Annotated in this window: 17 protein-coding genes; 14 read left to right on the top strand and 3 right to left on the bottom strand. The window is 71.5% G+C overall.

The annotated features are described in order from the left end of the window. Entirely contained in the window at window positions 1-648 is a 648-nt protein-coding gene (kdpC, locus tag ACMATS_RS10420; RefSeq protein WP_414167772.1) for a potassium-transporting ATPase subunit KdpC, read from the top strand. A 63-nt stretch (window positions 649-711) separates the two neighbouring features. Here the strand turns inward: kdpC and ACMATS_RS10415 are convergent, their stop codons facing one another. Beyond that, window positions 712-1,248, bottom strand: a complete 537-nt coding sequence (locus ACMATS_RS10415; RefSeq protein ID WP_390778357.1) for a GNAT family N-acetyltransferase — start codon at window positions 1,246-1,248, stop codon at window positions 712-714. Between the two features lie 184 nt (window positions 1,249-1,432). Here ACMATS_RS10415 and ACMATS_RS10410 point away from each other — a divergent pair, with 184 nt between their 5' ends. The 4 genes from ACMATS_RS10410 to ACMATS_RS10395 all read left to right on the top strand — a co-directional run bounded on the left by ACMATS_RS10410 (window position 1,433) and on the right by ACMATS_RS10395 (window position 6,328). Beyond that, the gene (locus ACMATS_RS10410; RefSeq protein WP_414167771.1) at window positions 1,433-3,985 is read left to right on the top strand and encodes an ATP-binding protein; all 2,553 of its coding nucleotides are present in this window, start codon (window positions 1,433-1,435) and stop codon (window positions 3,983-3,985) included. Window positions 3,986-4,088: 103 nt separating this feature from the next. Beyond that, complete coding sequence (locus ACMATS_RS10405) at window positions 4,089-4,778, top strand: response regulator (protein WP_171086978.1); 690 nt, start codon at window positions 4,089-4,091, stop codon at window positions 4,776-4,778. A gap of 431 nt (window positions 4,779-5,209) precedes the next feature. Next, entirely contained in the window at window positions 5,210-5,608 is a 399-nt protein-coding gene (locus ACMATS_RS10400) for an OB-fold nucleic acid binding domain-containing protein (protein ID WP_336412729.1), read from the top strand. 3 nt (window positions 5,609-5,611) lie between these two features. Continuing rightward, window positions 5,612-6,328, top strand: a complete 717-nt coding sequence (locus ACMATS_RS10395) for a DUF3159 domain-containing protein (protein ID WP_390778355.1) — start codon at window positions 5,612-5,614, stop codon at window positions 6,326-6,328. A gap of 142 nt (window positions 6,329-6,470) precedes the next feature. Here the strand turns inward: ACMATS_RS10395 and ACMATS_RS10390 are convergent, their stop codons facing one another. Further along, complete coding sequence (locus tag ACMATS_RS10390; protein ID WP_390778354.1) at window positions 6,471-7,142, bottom strand: potassium channel family protein; 672 nt, start codon at window positions 7,140-7,142, stop codon at window positions 6,471-6,473. Next, window positions 7,139-7,807 carry a potassium channel family protein gene (locus tag ACMATS_RS10385; RefSeq protein ID WP_390778353.1) on the bottom strand — a complete coding sequence of 223 codons (669 nt, stop codon included), beginning with the start codon at window positions 7,805-7,807 and terminating at the stop codon, window positions 7,139-7,141. Before ACMATS_RS10385 ends, ACMATS_RS10390 begins: the two co-directional genes overlap by 4 nt. A gap of 543 nt (window positions 7,808-8,350) precedes the next feature. Here ACMATS_RS10385 and ACMATS_RS10380 point away from each other — a divergent pair. From ACMATS_RS10380 to ACMATS_RS10340, 9 genes are all read left to right on the top strand, one after another. Beyond that, complete coding sequence (locus ACMATS_RS10380) at window positions 8,351-9,757, top strand: ATP-binding protein (RefSeq protein WP_414167770.1); 1,407 nt, start codon at window positions 8,351-8,353, stop codon at window positions 9,755-9,757. Between the two features lie 8 nt (window positions 9,758-9,765). Continuing rightward, a complete protein-coding gene (locus tag ACMATS_RS10375) occupies window positions 9,766-10,182 on the top strand; it encodes a roadblock/LC7 domain-containing protein (protein ID WP_390778459.1) in 417 nt (138 codons plus the stop codon). Next, on the top strand, window positions 10,179-10,541 hold the full coding sequence (locus ACMATS_RS10370; protein WP_171086990.1) for a DUF742 domain-containing protein: 363 nt from the start codon (window positions 10,179-10,181) through the stop codon (window positions 10,539-10,541). Before ACMATS_RS10375 ends, ACMATS_RS10370 begins: the two co-directional genes overlap by 4 nt. Beyond that, window positions 10,519-11,121 (top strand): GTP-binding protein, encoded by a 603-nt coding sequence (locus tag ACMATS_RS10365; protein WP_390778351.1) that lies wholly within the window; start codon window positions 10,519-10,521, stop codon window positions 11,119-11,121. Before ACMATS_RS10370 ends, ACMATS_RS10365 begins: the two co-directional genes overlap by 23 nt. After that, on the top strand, window positions 11,118-12,590 hold the full coding sequence (locus ACMATS_RS10360; RefSeq protein WP_414167769.1) for a cytochrome P450: 1,473 nt from the start codon (window positions 11,118-11,120) through the stop codon (window positions 12,588-12,590). Before ACMATS_RS10365 ends, ACMATS_RS10360 begins: the two co-directional genes overlap by 4 nt. Next, window positions 12,572-13,693 carry a cytochrome P450 family protein gene (locus ACMATS_RS10355; protein WP_414167768.1) on the top strand — a complete coding sequence of 374 codons (1,122 nt, stop codon included), beginning with the start codon at window positions 12,572-12,574 and terminating at the stop codon, window positions 13,691-13,693. Before ACMATS_RS10360 ends, ACMATS_RS10355 begins: the two co-directional genes overlap by 19 nt. A 132-nt stretch (window positions 13,694-13,825) precedes the next feature. Further along, window positions 13,826-15,880: an APC family permease gene (locus tag ACMATS_RS10350; RefSeq protein ID WP_414167767.1), complete on the top strand. Its 2,055-nt coding sequence runs from the start codon at window positions 13,826-13,828 to the stop codon at window positions 15,878-15,880. A gap of 117 nt (window positions 15,881-15,997) precedes the next feature. After that, a complete protein-coding gene (locus ACMATS_RS10345; RefSeq protein WP_414167766.1) occupies window positions 15,998-17,326 on the top strand; it encodes a class I SAM-dependent RNA methyltransferase in 1,329 nt (442 codons plus the stop codon). A 124-nt stretch (window positions 17,327-17,450) separates the two neighbouring features. Continuing rightward, window positions 17,451-17,642 (top strand): hypothetical protein, encoded by a 192-nt coding sequence (locus tag ACMATS_RS10340; RefSeq protein WP_414167765.1) that lies wholly within the window; start codon window positions 17,451-17,453, stop codon window positions 17,640-17,642. Window positions 17,643-17,811: the final 169 nt, after the last annotated feature.

Below are 17,811 nucleotides of genomic sequence, written 5' to 3'. Positions count from 1 at the left end.
ATGAACAACTCCGTACGCAGCACGGCACGGCTGCTGATGGCGGGGCTCCGGGCCCTGCTGGTGCTCACCGTCGTCTGCGGTGTGATCTACCCGCTGGTCGTCACCGGCATCGCCCAGGCCGCGTTCCACGACAAGGCCAACGGCTCCGAGATCAAGGTCGACGGCAAGTCGGTCGGCTCCGAGCTCCTGGGCCAGAGCTTCTCGCTGGACAAGAAGGACAAGGACGGCAACCCGCTGCCCGACCCGCAGTACTTCCAGCCGCGGCCGTCGGCCGCCGGGCCCAACACCGAGAACACGCAGTACAAGCTGCTGGTCTCCGGGGCCTCCAACCTCGCCGCCGACAGCAAGGTCCTGCTGACGAGCATCCAGCAGCGCCGCGCGGACATCGCCGCCTTCAACGGCGTCGCGCCGAAGGACGTCCCCACGGACGCCGTGACCGCCTCCGGCTCGGGTGTCGACCCCGACATCTCCCCGGCGTACGCGCGGCTGCAGGCCGACCGCGTGGCCAAGACCAACCACCTGCCGGCGGCCAAGGTGCGTCAGCTGGTCGAGGACCACGTCGACGGACGCCAGCTGGGCTTCATGGGTGAGCCGCGGGTGAACGTCCTCAAGCTCAATGTCGCGCTGCGGGAGCTTGTGAAGAACTGACGGCCGGATGTGGTTGATCGCGCAGTTCCCCGCGCCCCTTACGGGCGCGGGGAACTGCGCGTTTCACCAGACGTCCCCCGGACGCCAGTCGCACACCAGCTCCCCGTCGAGGTCCAGCGCCGAGCGCATGGGCAGGACGTAGATGTGGCCCTCCTCCTCCGGCGTGCGCACGACGCCGTCCGGGGTGAGCACGGCGGTGCGTCCCCGCCACTGCTGCCAGCCGCGGCCCCTGTAGAGCGGGACGGCCTCCTCCGCGGCGCCGAGCGCGCCGAGGTGGTACCCGCCGGAGTGCAGCACCCGCTCCAGCGCCTCCATCACGGCGCTCGCCAGGCCCTGCCGCCGGTGGTCCGGGTGGACGGCCACGGCCTCCACGTAGCCCGTGCGCAGCGACCGCCCGCCGTGCAGCAGCCGGCGCTGCACCAGCGAACCGTGGGCGAGCAGCCTGCCGCCCTTGTGGACGGTGGCGTGGATGCCGCAGACGGTGTGGTCCCAGTCCTCGGCGGTGAAGTCGCCCTCGAAGGCGAGGTCGAGCAGGGCCCGGATCTTCTCCAGCCCGGCAGGCGTGAATGCGGACGTGTGAGCGGTGGATGCCCGGTGCATCGGGGCATCTTCGCAGAAGGACACGGCGGACGGCGTCAGAACTGCGTCAATACCCGGCCCGCGACCGGCTCCCGCCCGATATGTCCCGAACCTTGGCCGTAAGGTCGACGTGCGCGGCAGTGCTGCACCTCGCGGCGGAAAACCGCCCCGAACACGGCTGCGCATCGTGAAAGACAATGGGGCCATGGGACGCGGCAATCTCCGGATCTATCTCGGTGCGGCACCGGGCGTCGGCAAGACCTACGCCATGCTCTCCGAGGCACACCGCCGCGTGGAGCGCGGCACCGACGCCGTCGTGGGCTTCGTCGAGCACCACAACCGGCCGCGCACGGAGGTCATGCTGCACGGCCTGGAGGAGGTGCCGCGCCGCGAGATCGTCTACCGCGACTCCACCTTCACGGAGATGGACGTCGACGCCGTCCTCGCGCGCCGCCCCAAGGTCGTCCTCGTCGACGAACTGGCCCACACCAACGTGCCCGGCTCGCGCAACACCAAGCGCTGGCAGGACGTCGAGGAGATCCTCAAGGCCGGCATCGACGTCGTCTCGACCGTCAACATCCAGCACCTGGAATCGCTGGGCGACGTCGTCGAGTCGATAACGGGCGTGCGGCAGCGCGAGACCGTGCCCGACGAGGTCGTGCGCCGCGCCGACCAGATCGAGCTCGTCGACATGTCGCCGCAGGCCCTGCGCCGCCGCATGGCGCACGGCAACATCTACAAGCCCGACAAGGTCGACGCCGCCCTCTCCAACTACTTCCGGCCCGGCAACCTCACCGCGCTGCGCGAACTGGCCCTGCTGTGGACCGCCGACCGCGTCGACGAATACCTGCGCCAGTACCGCACCGACCACAGCGTCTCGACCATCTGGCACGCGCGCGAGCGCATCGTCGTCGGCCTCACCGGCGGGCCCGAGGGCCGCACCCTCATCCGCCGCGCCGCCCGCATGGCCGCCAAGGGCTCCGGCAGCGAGATCCTCGCCGTCTACATCGCCCGCAGCGACGGCCTGACCTCGGCCTCGCCCAAGGAGCTGGCCGTCCAGCGCACCCTGGTCGAGGACCTCGGCGGCACCTTCCACCACGTCATAGGCGACGACGTGCCCGCCTCGCTGCTGGAGTTCGCCCGCGGGGTCAACGCCACCCAGATCGTGCTGGGCTCCAGCCGCCGCAAGACCTGGCAGTACATCTTCGGCCCCGGCGTCGGCGCCACCGTCGCCCGCGACTCCGGGCCCGACCTGGACGTCCACATCGTCACCCACGACGAGGTCGCCAAGGGCCGGGGCCTGCCCGTGGCCCGCGGCGCCCGGCTGGGGCGCGGGCGGATCGTGGCGGGCTGGCTGGTCGGCGTGGTCGCGCCCGTCGCGCTCAGCATGCTGCTGACGACCGTCGTGCCCGAGGTCGGCCTCGCCAACGACATGCTGCTGTTCCTGTGCCTGACGGTCGGGGCGGCGCTGCTCGGCGGCCTGTTCCCGGCCCTCGCCTCGGCGGCCGTCGGCTCGCTGCTGCTCAACTACTACTTCGTCGAGCCGCTGCACGAGTGGACGATCACGGACCCGAAGAACATCGTCGCGATCGTGATCTTCGTGTTCGTCGCGGTGTCCGTGGCCTCCGTGGTGGACCTCGCCGCCCGCCGCACCCACCAGGCGGCCCGGCTGCGCGCCGAGTCGGAGATCCTCTCCTTCCTGGCCGGCAGCGTCCTGCGCGGCGAGACCAGCCTGGAGGCCCTGCTGGAACGGGTCCGGGAGACCTTCGCCATGGACTCCGTGGCCCTGCTGGAGCGGGCCAGCGAGGTGGACCCGTGGACCTGCGCGGCGAGCGAGGTGACCAACTCCGGCAGGCCGCTGCTGCGCCCCGAGGACGGCGACGTCGACATGCCCGTCGGCGACAACATGGCCCTCGTGCTCTCCGGCCGCGTCCTGCCCGCCGAGGACCGCCGCGTGCTGGCCGCCTTCGCCGCCCAGGCCGCCGTCGTCCTGGACCGGCAGCGGCTGGTCGGCGAGGCGGAGCGGGCCCGCGAGCTGGACGAGGGCAACCGCATCCGCACCGCCCTGCTCGCCGCCGTCAGCCACGACCTGCGCACCCCGCTCGCCGGCATCAAGGCCGCGGTGACCTCCCTGCGCTCCGACGACGTCGCCTGGTCCGAGGAGGACGAGGCCGAGCTGCTGGCCGGCATCGAGGACGGCGCCGACCGGCTCGACCACCTCGTCGGCAACCTGCTCGACATGTCCCGCCTGCAGACCGGCACGGTCACCCCGCTGATCCGGGAGATCGACCTCGACGAGGTCGTCCCGATGGCCCTGGGCGGCGTTCCCGAGGGCAGCGTCGCGCTCGACATCCCCGAGACGCTGCCGATGGTCGCCGTCGACCCCGGCCTGCTGGAGCGCAGCGTCGCCAACATCGTCGAGAACGCCGTGAAGTACAGTCCCGACGGCGTGCCCGTCATGGTCTCCGCCAGCGCCCTGGGCGACCGGGTGGAGGTCCGGGTGGCCGACACCGGCCCCGGCGTGCCGGACAGCGCCAAGAACCGGATCTTCGAGCCCTTCCAGCGCTACGGCGACGCGCCGCGCGGCGCCGGGGTCGGCCTGGGCCTGGCCGTCGCCCGCGGCTTCGCGGAGGCCATGGGCGGCACGCTCACCGCCGAGGACACCCCCGGCGGCGGCATGACCATGGTCCTCACCCTGCGGGCCGCAGCCGGCCTGGCGCCCGTGCGCGCCGACCTGCCGGCGCAGGTCACGACATGACCCGCCGGCGCACCGCCGCCCGCACAGCACAGCACGCACAGACCGACAGACCGAGACCGCGCGCCCAGCGGATGGGCCGCATGAACAGCAGAGGTGGTTCAGCATGAACCGGGTGCTCGTGGTGGATGACGAGCCGCAGATCGTCCGCGCTCTCGTCATCAACCTCAAGGCGCGGAAGTACGAGGTCGACGCCGCGCCCGACGGCGCCACCGCACTCCAGCTCGCCGCCGCCCGCCACCCCGACGTGGTCATCCTCGACCTCGGTCTGCCCGACATGGACGGCGTGGAGGTGATCAAGGGCCTGCGCGGCTGGACCCGGGTGCCCATCCTGGTCCTCTCCGCCCGCCAGACCTCCGACGAGAAGGTCGAGGCGCTGGACGCCGGCGCCGACGACTACGTCACCAAGCCGTTCGGCATGGACGAGCTGCTGGCCCGGCTGCGGGCCGCCGTGCGGCGCGCCGAGCCGACGGGGCCGTCGGCCACGGGCGACGACGCGATCGTCGAGACGGAGGTCTTCACGGTCGACCTCGCCGCGAAGAAGGTCAACCGCGACGGGAGAGACGTCCGGCTGACCCCGACCGAGTGGCACCTGCTGGAGGTCCTGGTCCGCAATACGGGCCGTCTCGTCAGCCAGAAGCAGCTCCTCCAGGAGGTCTGGGGCCCGTCCTACGGCACCGAGACCAACTACCTCCGCGTCTACATGGCCCAGCTCCGCCGCAAGCTGGAGCGGGATCCTTCGCACCCGAAGCACTTCATCACGGAGCCGGGGATGGGGTACCGGTTCGAGGTGTGAGCGCCCCGGGGGCGTCCGGCCGGGGGGCCGGGGGTTGCCCCCCGGGAATTGCGGCATCACGGAGCCGGGGATGGGGTACCGGTTCGAGGTGTGAGCGCCCCGGGGGCGTCCGGCCGGGGGTCCGGGGGTTGCCTCCCGGGAATTGCGGCATCACGGAGCCGGGGATGGGGTACCGGTTCGAGGTGTGAGCGCCCCGGGGGCGTCCGGCCGGGGGGCCGGGGGGTGCCCCCCGGGAATTGCGGCATCACGGAGCCGGGGATGGGGTACCGGTTCGAGGTGTGAGCGCCCCGGGGGGCGTCCGGCCGGGGGTCCGGGGGTTGCCTCCCGGGAATTGCGGCATTACGGAGCCGGGGATGGGGTACCGGTTCGAGGTGTGACGCAGGTGGTCACGGGAGGGGATCGGGCACGGCTCGCCCCGGTACGCTGGGTTCATGAGCGCCGCACCACGTTCCGACAAGCCGACCGGCCGTTTCCGCCGGATGCTCGACAGGCTGTCCAGCTCGCAGGAGGAGCTGCACCACGCCGAGCTGCAGCAGGACACGGAGGCCGTGGGCTGCACCCGGATCTGTGACTGTGACGACCGTCAGATCGTCAAGGTCACCGGCACGCTGCGCACCGTCACGCTGCGCCCCCGCGCCGGCGTCCCCGCGCTGGAGGCCGAGCTGTTCGACGGCTCGGCCCCGCTGGACGTGGTCTGGCTGGGACGACGGTCCATCGCCGGCATAGAGCCCGGCCGCAAGCTGATCGCCTCCGGCCGGATCTCCATGAGCCGCGGCCGCCGGGTGCTGTTCAACCCCCGATACGAACTCCGACCCGTCGGACAGGAGTAGCTGTTGACGTCTCTCGACAAGCCGGTGGACCAGCAGGAGCAGGGCCCCGGCGGCGATGCGAGAGCAGCCACCGAGGCCGCTCTGTTCGAGGCCTTCGGCGGGGTGCGCGGCATGGTGGAGACCACCGTCCCCGGCCTCGTCTTCGTCGCCTTCTACACGGTCAAGCGGGACATCCACCTCGCGGCGATCGCCGCGCTGGGCCTGTCCGTGGTGCTGGGCGTGGCCCGGCTGGTGTCCCGGGACACCCTCAAGCACGCCTTCAGCGGCGTCTTCGGGGTGGCCTTCGGTGCCGTCTTCGCGATGATGTCCGGCGACGCCAAGAACTTCTACCTGCCGGGCATGCTCTACACCCTCGGTCTGGCGGTGGCGTACATCGTCAGCTCGCTCGCGGGCTTCCCGCTGCTCGGCGTGATCCTGGGCCCGCTGTTCAAGGAGAACCTCTCCTGGCGCACCCGTAACCCCGGCCGCAAGCTGGCCTACACCAAGGCCAGCTGGGCCTGGGGGCTGATCCTGCTCGCCAAGTCGGCGATCCTGTTCCCCCTGTACTGGTGGGGCGACGCCACCCAGCTGGGCTGGGTGAAGGTGGCCCTGGGCATCCCGCCGATGCTGCTGTCGGTCTACCTGACCTGGATCTTCCTGGCCAAGGCCCCCGCGCCGATCGACGTCTTCGCCGAGATGGAAGCGGCCGAGGCCGCGGAACGCGAGAAGGCGCAGGCCTAGCGAACAGCCGAAAGCCGAAGGGCCCGGGAACCGAAACGGTTCCCGGGCCCTTCGGCTGTCCGCGCCCCGCAGGGGCGCGGGGAACTGCGCGACCAGCCACAACGGGCCCGCAGCCGAAGCACCGGCACCCCCAGCGGAGCGCTCAGGCGTCCTCGCGACGCACCGACAGCAGGTCCTCCAGCTGCTCCTCCCGCGCCGGGGCGGCGACGAAGAGGAGCTCGTCGCCGGCCTCCAGCGCGTCCTCCTTGTTCGGAGTGAGCACGCGGTTGCCGCGGATGATGGTGACCAGCGAGGTGTCCTCGGGCCAGTCCACGTCCCCGACCCGGGTGCCGGCCAGGGCCGCCTCCGGCGGGAGGGTGAGCTCGACGAGGTTGGCGTCGCCCTGGCTGAAGCGCAGCAGCCGCACCAGGTCGCCGACGCTCACGGCCTCCTCGACCAGCGCGGACATCAGGCGCGGGGTGGAGACGGCGACGTCCACGCCCCAGGCCTCGTTGAACAGCCACTCGTTCTTGGGGTTGTTCACGCGGGCCACGACCCGCGGCACCCCGTACTCGGTCTTCGCGAGCAGCGAGACCACGAGGTTGACCTTGTCGTCACCGGTCGCCGCGATGACCACGTTGCAGCGCTGCAGCGCGGCCTCGTCGAGCGAGGTGATCTCGCAGGCGTCGGCCAGCAGCCACTCGGCGAGCGGCACCCGCTCCACGGAGATGGCGGACGGCGCCTTGTCGATCAGCAGGACCTCGTGCCCGTTCTCCAGCAGCTCGCCCGCGATGGAGCGGCCCACGGCACCGGCACCGGCAATAGCGACCCTCATCGGTGCGCCTCCTCAGGCCCCTGGGCGAAGGCCGCTTCGACCTTCTCCACATCGTCGGTGCGCATCATCACGTGCACCAGATCGCCTTCCTGCAGCACCGTCGAGGACGACGGCAGCATCGCCTCTCCCAGCCGGGTGAGGAACGCGACCCGCACGCCGGTCTCCTCCTGGATCAGGCTCACCTTGTGGCCGACCCAGGCCTCCGAGACGGGCACCTCGGCGAGCTGGACGCCGCCGCTCGGGTCGCGCCACAGCGGCTCGGCCCCGGAGGGCAGCAGCCGCCGCAGCATCTGGTCGGCCGTCCACCGCACGGTGGCCACGGTCGGGATGCCCAGGCGCTGGTAGACCTCGGCACGGCGCGGGTCGTAGATGCGCGCCGCCACGTTCTCGACGCCGAACATCTCGCGGGCCACCCGGGCCGCGATGATGTTGGAGTTGTCGCCGCTGCTGACCGCGGCGAAGGCGCCCGCCTCCTCGATGCCCGCCTCGCGGAGGGTGTCCTGGTCGAAACCGACCCCGGTCACCCGCCGCCCGCCGAAGCCGGAGCCCAGGCGACGGAAGGCCGTCGGGTCCTGGTCGATCACGGCGACGGTGTGGCCCTGCTGCTCGAGGGTCTGCGCGAGGGCCGAGCCGACCCGCCCGCACCCCATGATCACCACGTGCACGTCGATGCCCCCGTATTCCGGAATACCGCGCTGACCTGCACCAACACCCTGCTCACACTTCCTTGCTCCGGTTTGCGGCACACCCATCGGAGCATCATCCGAATCGGTGCACGACACCACCGTATCCGTTGTGCCGCGCCGACCGGAGGCCAGGACGGCCGACCGGGCGCGGGGACCATTTCATCACCCGGTGAAATGATCTCGTCCGACTCCGGGCCCCGCCGGGCCCGCGGCCGGAGCCGATCGTCGAGGACCGGCCACCCCGGTCGTGCAGCCGCCGGGGGCCGGTCGGGGGCTCACGAGGGGTAATGGTCCGGACCGGAACCGTCAACACGGCTGCAGAAGTCCGGAATTGGACTTCCCTTTCCGTGCAGTCCGTGCCGGACACGCCGAAAGCGGAAGCGTGTTCGTCTTTCGTGACGAAGATCGGACACACGGTCACCCGCGTGGTTAGGATGATCCGCGTATTCCGCTTCTGGACGGGACGTCAGGTCCTTCCCCTGTCCCGGCGCCCTCAATGCCCCCGTAGTCCAAGAGGAATTGATGTCACATCACATACCGGAGGTGGTGATCTGGTGTCTGGCCATCGCGCTGACCGTTGCGGTCGTGCTCCTGATGCGCCAGCGGACGATCACCACCGGTGTGCGCAGGCGAGCCGACCAGCTGGAGGACGGCATCCGGGCGCGTGACGAGGAGATCGGTCACCTCGTCCGGGTCCGGCTGCCCGCCGTCGCGGATTCCGCGGACCAGTCCGTGCCGCTGCCCGGGCTGCTCGACGAACGTCTCGCCGGCACCGTGTTCGCTCAGGGCATGCAGTCCGTGATGGAGCTGTTCACCCGGGCCGTGGACAAGGCGCAGTCCCGAGCGGACCAGTCCGCCAAGGCCGCGCTCAAGGCGTCCATGCGCGCCCTCCAGGGCCTGGCCCACGAGCAGCAGCTGGCCATCTCCGACATGCAGGACCGGCACGACAACCCCGACGTGCTGCGCGACCTGCTGGAGATCGACCACGCCAACTCCCAGTTCGGCCGCCGCGCCCAGGCCATCGCCGTGCTGTGCGGCTCCTGGCCCGGCCGGCAGCGCGTCGCCTCGCCGCTCACCGACGTCGTCCGCGGCGCGACCTCGCGCATCCGCGACTACCGGCGCGTCCGCGTGCACAGCCAGGCGGACATCGCCGTCGTCAGCCGGGCCGTGGAGCCCGTGGTGCTCGCCGTCGCCGAGCTCCTCGACAACGCCGCCCGGCACTCCCAGCCGAACACCACCGTCGAGGTCAGCCTCCAGCCGGTGCACAACGGCGCCTGCATCGTCATCGACGACGCGGGCGTCGGCATGGACGGCCAGGAGGTCCAGCAGGCCGTCGCCTTCCTCTCCGGACGCCGCACCGTGGACGTCTCCCGGCTCGGCGACCCGCCCCAGTTCGGCTTCCCGGTCATCGGCGTGCTCGCCGCCCGCTACGGCTTCAGCGTCTCCGTCGACACCCGCTCGCCGTACGGCGGCGTACGGACCGTCGTCTTCCTGCCCAGCGCCCTGCTGACCCAGCTGGAGGTCGACGGGCCGGACACCACGCCGCTGGCCCCGCCCAACCGGCAGGCCGCCAGGGGCGCGCGCCCGGGCGGCCGTCCGCACCCGCGCCCGGTGGAGCGCACCCACCCCGACCCCGTGCCGCCCGCGCCGGACGCCCCGCCGCCGGTCACCGGGTCCACCGCGGGCGGACTGCCCAAGCGCCGCCGCCGGCAGCCCCCGGCCGACCACGGGCGCACGGGCTCGGTGCCCCTGCCCGCCGAGGCCCCCCAGGAGCGCACCGCGGAGGAGACCGCCCGGCGCATGGGCGCCTTCGCCCGCGGCACCCGCAACGGCCGCGCCGCCCGGCACCAAGGAATCGACCGGTACGAAGGCCCCACCCGGCACCCCGACCGGGCCCCCGGAGAAGACGAAGGGAACCCCTACGCGTGAACGACCACATGAACAAAGAGCTGGGCTGGATGCTCGACGAGGTCGTCAAGATGCCGGAAGCGCGCCACGCGATCCTGCTCTCCGCCGACGGCATGCTGCGCGCCCACTCCCAGGGCATCGGCCGGGACGAGGCCGAGCGCCAGGCCGCCGCCCTCTCCGGGCTGCAGTCCATCAGCCGTTCCACCAGCGACTTCTGCACCCACCCGGAGCACCGGGAGAGCGCCTGGCAGCAGACGCTGGTGGAGTTCGCCCACGGCTACGTCTTCCTCATCGCCGCCGGCCCCGGCGCGTACCTCGCCGTCTCCGCGGGCGAGAACGTCGACATGGAGGCCGTCACCTACCGCATGCAGAAGACGGTCGACCGGCTCGGCAAGGAACTCGTCAGCCCGCCGCGGCTGGACAGCTGGCAGGGCAACCGGGCATGACCCCTCCCGCGCCGAGGCACGAGAGGGGGCTGGTGCGCCCGTACGTCGTCACCGACGGGCGCTCCCACCCGACCCGCAACACCTTCGACCTGGTCACCCTGGTCATGGCGCACGAGGACCGGCCGCTCGGCGGCCTCAGCCCGGAGAAGCGCAGGCTCATGGAACTCTGCCTCGGCGGCGCGCTGTCGGTCGCCGAGATCGCCGGCCACCTGATGCTGCCCGTCAGCGTCACCAAGGTGCTGCTCGGCGATCTCGTCGACAGCGGCCACCTGTCCACCAGGGCTCCCATTCCCTCGGCGCAGCTGCCCGAGGCCCAGATCTTGCAGGAGGTGCTCGATGGACTCCGTGCTCGCCTCTGACGGAGACCTCTATCTGCGACGGACCGTGCAGACCGCCGTGAAGATCCTCGTCGTCGGGCACTTCGCGGTGGGCAAGACCACCTTCGTGGGCTCGCTGTCGGAGATCCGGCCGCTGCGCACCGAGGAGACGATGACGCAGGCCGGCGCGCTCGTCGACGACCTGGCCGGCATCGACGGCAAGACCACCACCACGGTCGCCATGGACTTCGGCCGGCTCACCCTCAGCGACAGCCTGGTCCTCTATCTCTTCGGCGCCCCCGGCCAGCAGCGCTTCACCCGGCTCTGGCAGGACATGACCCAGGGGGCGCTGGGCGCGCTCGTCCTCGCCGACACCCGGCGCCTGGAGCAGTCCTTCGACGTCATGGGCCTGCTGGAGGAGCAGGGTCTGCCGTACGCCGTGGCCGTCAACCACTTCGACGGCGCCCCGGCGCACCCGGAGGAGGAGATCCGCGAGGCCCTCGACCTGCTCCCGGAGACCCCGCTGATCACCTGTGACGCCCGGGACCGGATCTCCTCCACGCACGCGCTGATCACCCTCGTGGAATACCTGCAGAACCGCACCGTCCAGGAGCACGTGTGACCCACCGTCCGCCGCCCGGCTGCCCCGCGCACCAGGGGGACCGACCGGGCCCGCCCGTCACCCCGCTGTACGGGCCGGACTTCGCCGCCGACCCGCAGGCCGTCTACCGGCGGCTGCGCACGTACGGCCCCGTCGCCCCGGTGGAGCTGGCGCCCGGGGCGCACGCCAGCCTCGTCACCGACTACCGGGCCGCGCTCGAGGTGCTGCGCAGCCCCGAGCGGTTCGCCAAGGACGCCCGCCGCTGGCGCGCCCTGGCGGACGGGCGCGTGGCGCCGGACAATCCCGTCGTGCCGATGATGGCCTACCGGCCCAACTGCCTCTTCTCCGACGGGGACGCGCACCGCCGCTACCGCGAGGCCGTCAGCGACAGCCTCGGCCGGATCGACCCCAACGCCCTGCGCGGGTACGTCGAGCGCAGCGCCGACAGCCTCATCGACCGGTTCACCGCCGACGGCAAGGCCGACCTGCTCCGCTCGTACGCCAAGATGCTGCCGCTGCTGGTCTTCCAGCAGCTCTTCGGCTGCCCGCCCGAGCTCGGCGACCGGCTGGTGAAAGGTTTCTCCGGCATTTTCGACGGCGTCGACGCCGAGCGGGCCGACGCGCTCATCACCGGCAGCCTCGTCGAGCTCATCGCCCACAAGCGGGAGCAGCCCGGCGCCGACATGACGTCCTGGCTGATGGCGCATCACGCCGAGCTCACCGACGAGGAGATGATCCACCAGCTCGTCGTCCTCATCGGCGCCGGCACCGAGCCCCAGCAGAACCTCATCGCCAACGCGCTGCGGCTGCTGCTGGCCGACGACCGCTTCGCGGGCGACCTCCGCGGCGGCAGCATGCCCGTCGAGGACGCCCTGGACGAGGTCCTCTGGCTCGACCCGCCGATGGCCAACTACGCCGTCCACTATCCCGTCGACGACCTGGACTTCGGGGGAACGCGGCTGCGGGCGGGCGAGCCCGTCGTGGTGAGCTTCGCCGCCGCCAACACCGACCCGGCCCTGCACTCCGAGCACCGCTCGGGCAACCGCGCCCACCTCGCCTGGAGCGCCGGCCCGCACCACTGCCCCGCCAAGGAGTCCGCACGGCTGATCGCGGCCGTCGCCGTCGAACGCCTCCTGGACCGGCTGCCGGACCTGGAACTGGCCGTCCCCGTCGACCGGCTCGTGTGGCGCCCCGGCCCCTTCCACCGGGCCCTCACCGCCCTGCCCGTGCGCTTCCCCCCGGTGCCGGTCCCCGTACCGGCACCCGCACCGCAGCACGTACAGCCCGGCTACACCGCCGAACCGCAGTCCGATCCGTCCGCAGCAGCAGAGACCTCTGGAGACAGCCGATGGAACGCCACAACTGCCCCGTCGCATCCGTCGCCATCGATCCCTCGGGTCGCGACATTCACGGAGAGGCAGCCCGCATCCGCGCCCACGGCCCGGCGACCCCTGTGGAGCTCCCTGGCGGCGTGGTGGCGTGGGCAGTAACGTCCCAGCCCCTGATCAAGCAGCTGCTCACCGACCCGCGCGTCTCCAAGGACCCGCGGCAGCACTGGCCCGCGTGGATCAACGGGGAGGTCTCCCCGGAGTGGCCGCTCTACACCTGGGTGGCCGTGCAGAACATGTTCACCGCCTACGGGCGTGAGCACCGGCGCCTGCGCAGCCTCGTCGCCACCGCCTTCACCGCACGCCGTACGGCCGCACTGCGCCCCCGCATCGAGCGGATGACCGCCGACCTCCTCGACGGTCTCGCCGCCCGTCCGCACGGCGAGATCGTCGACCTGCGCGAGGAGTACGCGTACCCGATCCCCATCCAGGTGATCTGCGAGCTCTTCGGCGTCGACGACGAGGCGACCAGGGAGGGCCTGCGGCACTGCGTCGACTCGATCTTCCACACCTCCGCCGACCCGGCGGAGGTCACGGCCACCTACGCCCGGATCTACGAGCTGCTCGGCTCGATCGTCGCCGCCAAGCGCGTGACCCCCGGGGACGACATGACCAGCGTCCTGATCTCCGCGCGCGACGAGGAGGACGGCAGCCGGCTGAGCGAGCAGGAGCTCGTCGACACCCTGCTGCTGATGATCGGCGCCGGGCACGAGACCACCGTCAACCTCCTCGACAACGCCATCCACGCGCTGCTCACCCACCCGGAACAGCTCGCCCTCGTCCGCGAGGGCAGGGCCGGCTGGGACGACGTGGTCGAGGAGACCCTGCGCTGCCAGGCGCCCGTCGCCAACCTTCCGCTGCGCTACGCCGTGGAGGACATCGAGCTGGAGAACGGTGTGACCCTCCGCAAGGGCGACGCGATCGTCGCCGGTTACGCGGGGGCCGGGCGCGACCCCGATCTGTACGGCGACGACGGCGACCGCTTCGACATCACCCGGCCCGGCAAGGAGCACCTCTCCTTCGGCCACGGCGTCCACTTCTGCCTCGGCGCACCGCTCGCCCGGCTGGAGGCGGCTGTCGCCCTGCCCGCCCTCTTCGAGCGCTTCCCGGACCTGACCCTCGCGGCGGAGCCGGCGGAGCTGGTGCCGGTGGACTCCTTCATCTCGAACGGCCACCGGACGCTGCCGGTTCGGCTGCGCGGGTGAACGAACTCGTGACTGACCTCGGTATTTGACGACCCCTTTACCCGCCGGACCGGAGGCGCGCGGAATGCTCGCTTCCGGTCCCGGCGGGTGGCGGGTGGGCGCACGCCATTTCGAACGCTTACGATCCTCTGCGTGTCCAAACTGACCGACCTGCCGAAACGGATCCTCATCGGCCGGGCGCTGCGCAGCGACAGGCTGGGAGAAACACTCCTGCCGAAACGTATCGCGCTCCCCGTCTTCGCCTCCGACCCCCTCTCCTCCGTGGCGTACGCGCCGGGCGAAGTGCTGCTCGTCCTGTCCGTGGCGGGTGCGTCGGCCTACCACTACAGTCCGTGGATCACCCTCGCCATCGTCGCCCTGATGGTCACGGTCGTCGCCTCCTACCGGCAGACCGTGCACGCCTACCCGGGCGGCGGCGGTGCCTACGAGGTGGCCACTACCAACCTCGGCCAGAAGGCCGGCCTCTCCGTGGCCAGCGCCCTGCTGGTCGACTACGTCCTGACCGTCGCCGTCTCCGTCGCCTCCGGCGTCGAGAACCTCGGCTCGGCCATGCCCTTCGCCGTCCAGCACAAGGTGCTGTTCTCGCTGGCGGTCATCGCGCTGCTGATGGTGATGAACCTGCGCGGCGTGAAGGAGTCCGGAACGCTCTTCGCGATCCCCACCTACGCCTTCGTGGGCGGCGTGATCGTCATGGTGTTCTGGGGCGGCTTCCGCGGCCTGGTCATGGGCGACGTCATGCGCGCCCCGACGGCCGACTACCAGATCAAGGCGGAGCACGCCGGCCTGGCGGGCATCGCCCTGATCTTCCTGCTGCTGCGCGCCTTCTCCTCCGGCTGTGCCGCGCTCACCGGCGTCGAGGCGATCAGCAACGGCGTCCCCGCCTTCCGCAAGCCCAAGAGCAAGAACGCCGCCGCGACGCTGTCCCTGATGGGCGTCCTGGCCACCGTCATGTTCGTCGGCATCATGATCCTGGCCATGACCACCAAGGTCCGCATGGCCGAGAACCCGGCGACCGACCTGCTGGTCAACGGCAAGCCCGTGGGCGACGGCTACACCCAGAACCCCGTGATCGCCCAGGTCGCGGAGGCGGTCTTCGGCAACGGCTCGTTCGCGTTCGTCTTCCTGGCCGCGGCCACCGCCCTGGTGCTGTTCCTGGCCGCCAACACCGCCTACAACGGCTTCCCGGTGCTCGGCTCGATCCTCGCCCAGGACCGCTACCTGCCGCGCCAGCTGCACACCCGCGGCGACCGGCTCGCGTTCTCCAACGGCATCGTGCTGCTCGCCCTGCTGGCCGGCGCGCTCGTCTACGCCTTCGGCGCGGACTCCACCAAGCTGATCCAGCTGTACATCGTGGGCGTCTTCGTGTCGTTCACCTTCAGCCAGGGCGGCATGGTCAAGCACTGGAACCGCCACCTGGCCGCGGAGACCGACCCCGCCGCCCGCCGCCGGATGCACCGTGCCCGGGCGATCAACGCCTTCGGCATGGTCTTCTCCGCGCTCGTCCTCGTCGTCGTGCTGCTCACCAAGTTCACGCACGGCGCCTACGTCGCCGTCATCGGCATGGTCGGCTGGTACGCGATCATGACCGCCATCCGGCGCCACTACGACCGCGTGTCCGAGGAGATCGCCGCCGAGGAGGAGGGCGTCGGCGACGAGACGGTGCGCCCCTCGCGCGTCCACTCCATCGTCCTCGTCTCGAAGATCCACAAGCCCACGCTGCGCGCCCTGTCGTACGCCAAGCTGATGCGCTCGTCCGGCACGCTGGAGGCGCTGAGCGTCAACGTCGACCCGGCCGACACCAAGCTCCTCCAGGAGGAGTGGGAGCGGCGCGGCATCGACGTCCAGCTGAAGATCCTCGACTCGCCCTACCGCGAGGTGACCCGCCCGGTCATCGACTACGTCAAGAGCCTGCGCAAGGAGAGCCCGCGCGACGCGGTCAGCGTCTACATCCCGGAGTACGTGGTCGGCCACTGGTACGAGCATCTGCTGCACAACCAGAGCGCACTGCGCCTGAAGGGCCGGCTGCTGTTCACGCCGGGCGTGATGGTGACGTCGGTACCGTGGCAGCTCGACTCGTCGGAGGCGGCCCGCAAGCGGGCCCGCAAGCGGGCGGAGTGGAGCGCGCCGGGTGCGGTGCGGCGGGGGCCGGTGACGCCGCCGAAGAGGGAGAAGGCGGCGAAGAAGTAGCGACGCTGCCGAATCAGCAGGTGAATTAGCTGACGAGGTGCGGCGGGACGTAGACTGGACGGCTGTTGTCCAGGCGGATCCCGCCGCACCTTTTCTCGTCTTCTGGAGCTGACCACCATGCAGCAAGACCCCAACGCATCGCTGGTCGGCACGGAGTACGAGGTCGAGGTGGGCCCGGTGGCGCACGGCGGCCACTGCGTCGCCCGTACGGAGTCGGGCCGCGTCCTGTTCGTGCGGCACACGCTGCCGGGGGAGCGGGTGGTGGCCCGGGTGACGGAGGGCGAGGAGACGTCGCGCTTCCTGCGGGCGGACGCGGTGGAGATCCTCGAACCGTCCAAGGACCGGGTCGAAGCCCCCTGCCCCTTCTCCGGCCCCGGCAAGTGCGGCGGCTGCGACTGGCAGCACGCCAAGCCGGGCGCGCAGCGCCGCTTCAAGGGCGAGGTCGTCGCCGAGCAGCTGAAGCGGCTGGCGGGCCTGACCCCCGAGGAGGCCGGCTGGGACGGCACGGTCGTGCCGGCGGAGGGCGACAAGCTCCCGGCGGGCCAGGTCCCGGCGTGGCGCACGCGCGTGCAGTACGCGATCGACGCGGAGGGCCACGCGGGCCTGCGCAAGCACCGCTCGCACGAGGTCCAGGTGATCGACCGCTGCCTGATCGCGGCGCCCGAGGTCACGGAGCTGGGTGTGGAGAAGCGGGAGTGGCCGCAGATCGCCTCGGTCGAGGCGATCGCGTCGACCGGCTCGACCGACCGCCAGGTGGTCCTCACCCCGAAGCCGGGCGGCCGCCTGCCGATCGTGGAACTGGACAAGCCGGTCTCGGTCCTGCGCGTGGGCGAGAAGGACCAGCAGATCCACCGCGTCCACGGCCGCCCCTTCGTCCGCGAACGCGCGGCCGACCGCACCTGGCGCGTGTCGGAAGGCGGCTTCTGGCAGGTCCACCCGAAGGCGGCGGACACGCTGGTGCAGGCCGTGATGCAGGGCCTGATGCCGCGCAAGGGCGACATGGCTCTCGACCTGTACTGCGGTGTGGGTTTGTTCGCGGGGGCGCTGGGCGAGCGCGTGGGGGAGAAGGGCGCGGTGCTGGGCATCGAGTCCAGCAAGCGGGCGGTGGAGGACGCGCGGCACAACCTGCGCGACCTGGACCGGGTGCGGATCGAGCACGGCAAGGTGGAGTCGGTGCTGCCGCGGACGGGGATCGACAAGGCGGACGTTGTTGTGCTGGACCCGCCGCGGGCGGGGGCCGGGAAGCAGACGGTGCGGCACCTGGCGTCGCTGGGGGCGCGGCGGATTGCGTATGTGGCGTGCGACCCGGCTGCGTTGGCGCGGGACTTGGGGTACTTCGCGGAGGAGGGGTACCGGCCGGCGGTGCTGCGGGCGTTCGACCTGTTCCCGATGACGCATCATGTGGAGTGTGTGGCGGTTTTGAAGCGGGTGAGGGAGGACGGCTGAGTGCGGGTTCCGGGGCGAGCCGGTGACCCATCGCTGTGTGGCATGTGGACTGCCACACTGGCCTCATGGCTGAGGACACCGGTTCCGCCTCGGGCGATGGCCCACGAGCGGTATCTCCGTCATCTTGACCGAGGGAACGCTGCAGGCCATCCGTGAGTGGGTTGGCAGGCGCGGCGTTTCTGCGTACCTGGAGCGGGCCACGCAACGTCAGGTTGAGCGCGAAGCCCTGGTCGAGTTGATAGCCGCCTTCGACGAGGTACACGGTCCGGCCGCCCCGGAGACGGTGGCGGGCAAGCGGGCCAAGCTCACCGGTTAGGCGCCCGAGGCTGGGGCGGCCGCATCACCGGTGCCCTTGTCCTCGACAGCGGGGTGAACAGTGGGTTGCCGACCAGCTGTTGGTGCTCAAGGAGTGTAGATGGAGGCTGCTCATCGATCGAGGGTGGCCGGGGATCCGCCTCGCCAACGTAGAAATGCTGCTGGTGGAC

The organism is Streptoverticillium reticulum, from assembly GCF_047456005.1.
GTDB classification, from domain to species: domain Bacteria; phylum Actinomycetota; class Actinomycetes; order Streptomycetales; family Streptomycetaceae; genus Streptomyces; species Streptomyces reticulum.
This window is presented reverse-complemented; position numbering and strand designations above follow the sequence as displayed.

Bases quoted from the DNA above. Each gene is read 5' to 3' on its own strand.
- kdpC (WP_414167772.1), top strand. From the start codon at position 1: ATGAACAACTCCGTACGCAGCACGGCACGGCTGCTGATGGCGGGGCTC.
- ACMATS_RS10415 (WP_390778357.1), bottom strand. From the start codon at position 1,248: ATGCACCGGGCATCCACCGCTCACACGTCCGCATTCACGCCTGCCGGG.
- ACMATS_RS10410 (WP_414167771.1), top strand. From the start codon at position 1,433: ATGGGACGCGGCAATCTCCGGATCTATCTCGGTGCGGCACCGGGCGTC.
- ACMATS_RS10405 (WP_171086978.1), top strand. From the start codon at position 4,089: ATGAACCGGGTGCTCGTGGTGGATGACGAGCCGCAGATCGTCCGCGCT.
- ACMATS_RS10400 (WP_336412729.1), top strand. From the start codon at position 5,210: ATGAGCGCCGCACCACGTTCCGACAAGCCGACCGGCCGTTTCCGCCGG.
- ACMATS_RS10390 (WP_390778354.1), bottom strand. From the start codon at position 7,142: ATGAGGGTCGCTATTGCCGGTGCCGGTGCCGTGGGCCGCTCCATCGCG.
- ACMATS_RS10380 (WP_414167770.1), top strand. From the start codon at position 8,351: ATGTCACATCACATACCGGAGGTGGTGATCTGGTGTCTGGCCATCGCG.
- ACMATS_RS10375 (WP_390778459.1), top strand. From the start codon at position 9,766: ATGAACAAAGAGCTGGGCTGGATGCTCGACGAGGTCGTCAAGATGCCG.
- ACMATS_RS10370 (WP_171086990.1), top strand. From the start codon at position 10,179: ATGACCCCTCCCGCGCCGAGGCACGAGAGGGGGCTGGTGCGCCCGTAC.
- ACMATS_RS10365 (WP_390778351.1), top strand. From the start codon at position 10,519: ATGGACTCCGTGCTCGCCTCTGACGGAGACCTCTATCTGCGACGGACC.
- ACMATS_RS10345 (WP_414167766.1), top strand. From the start codon at position 15,998: ATGCAGCAAGACCCCAACGCATCGCTGGTCGGCACGGAGTACGAGGTC.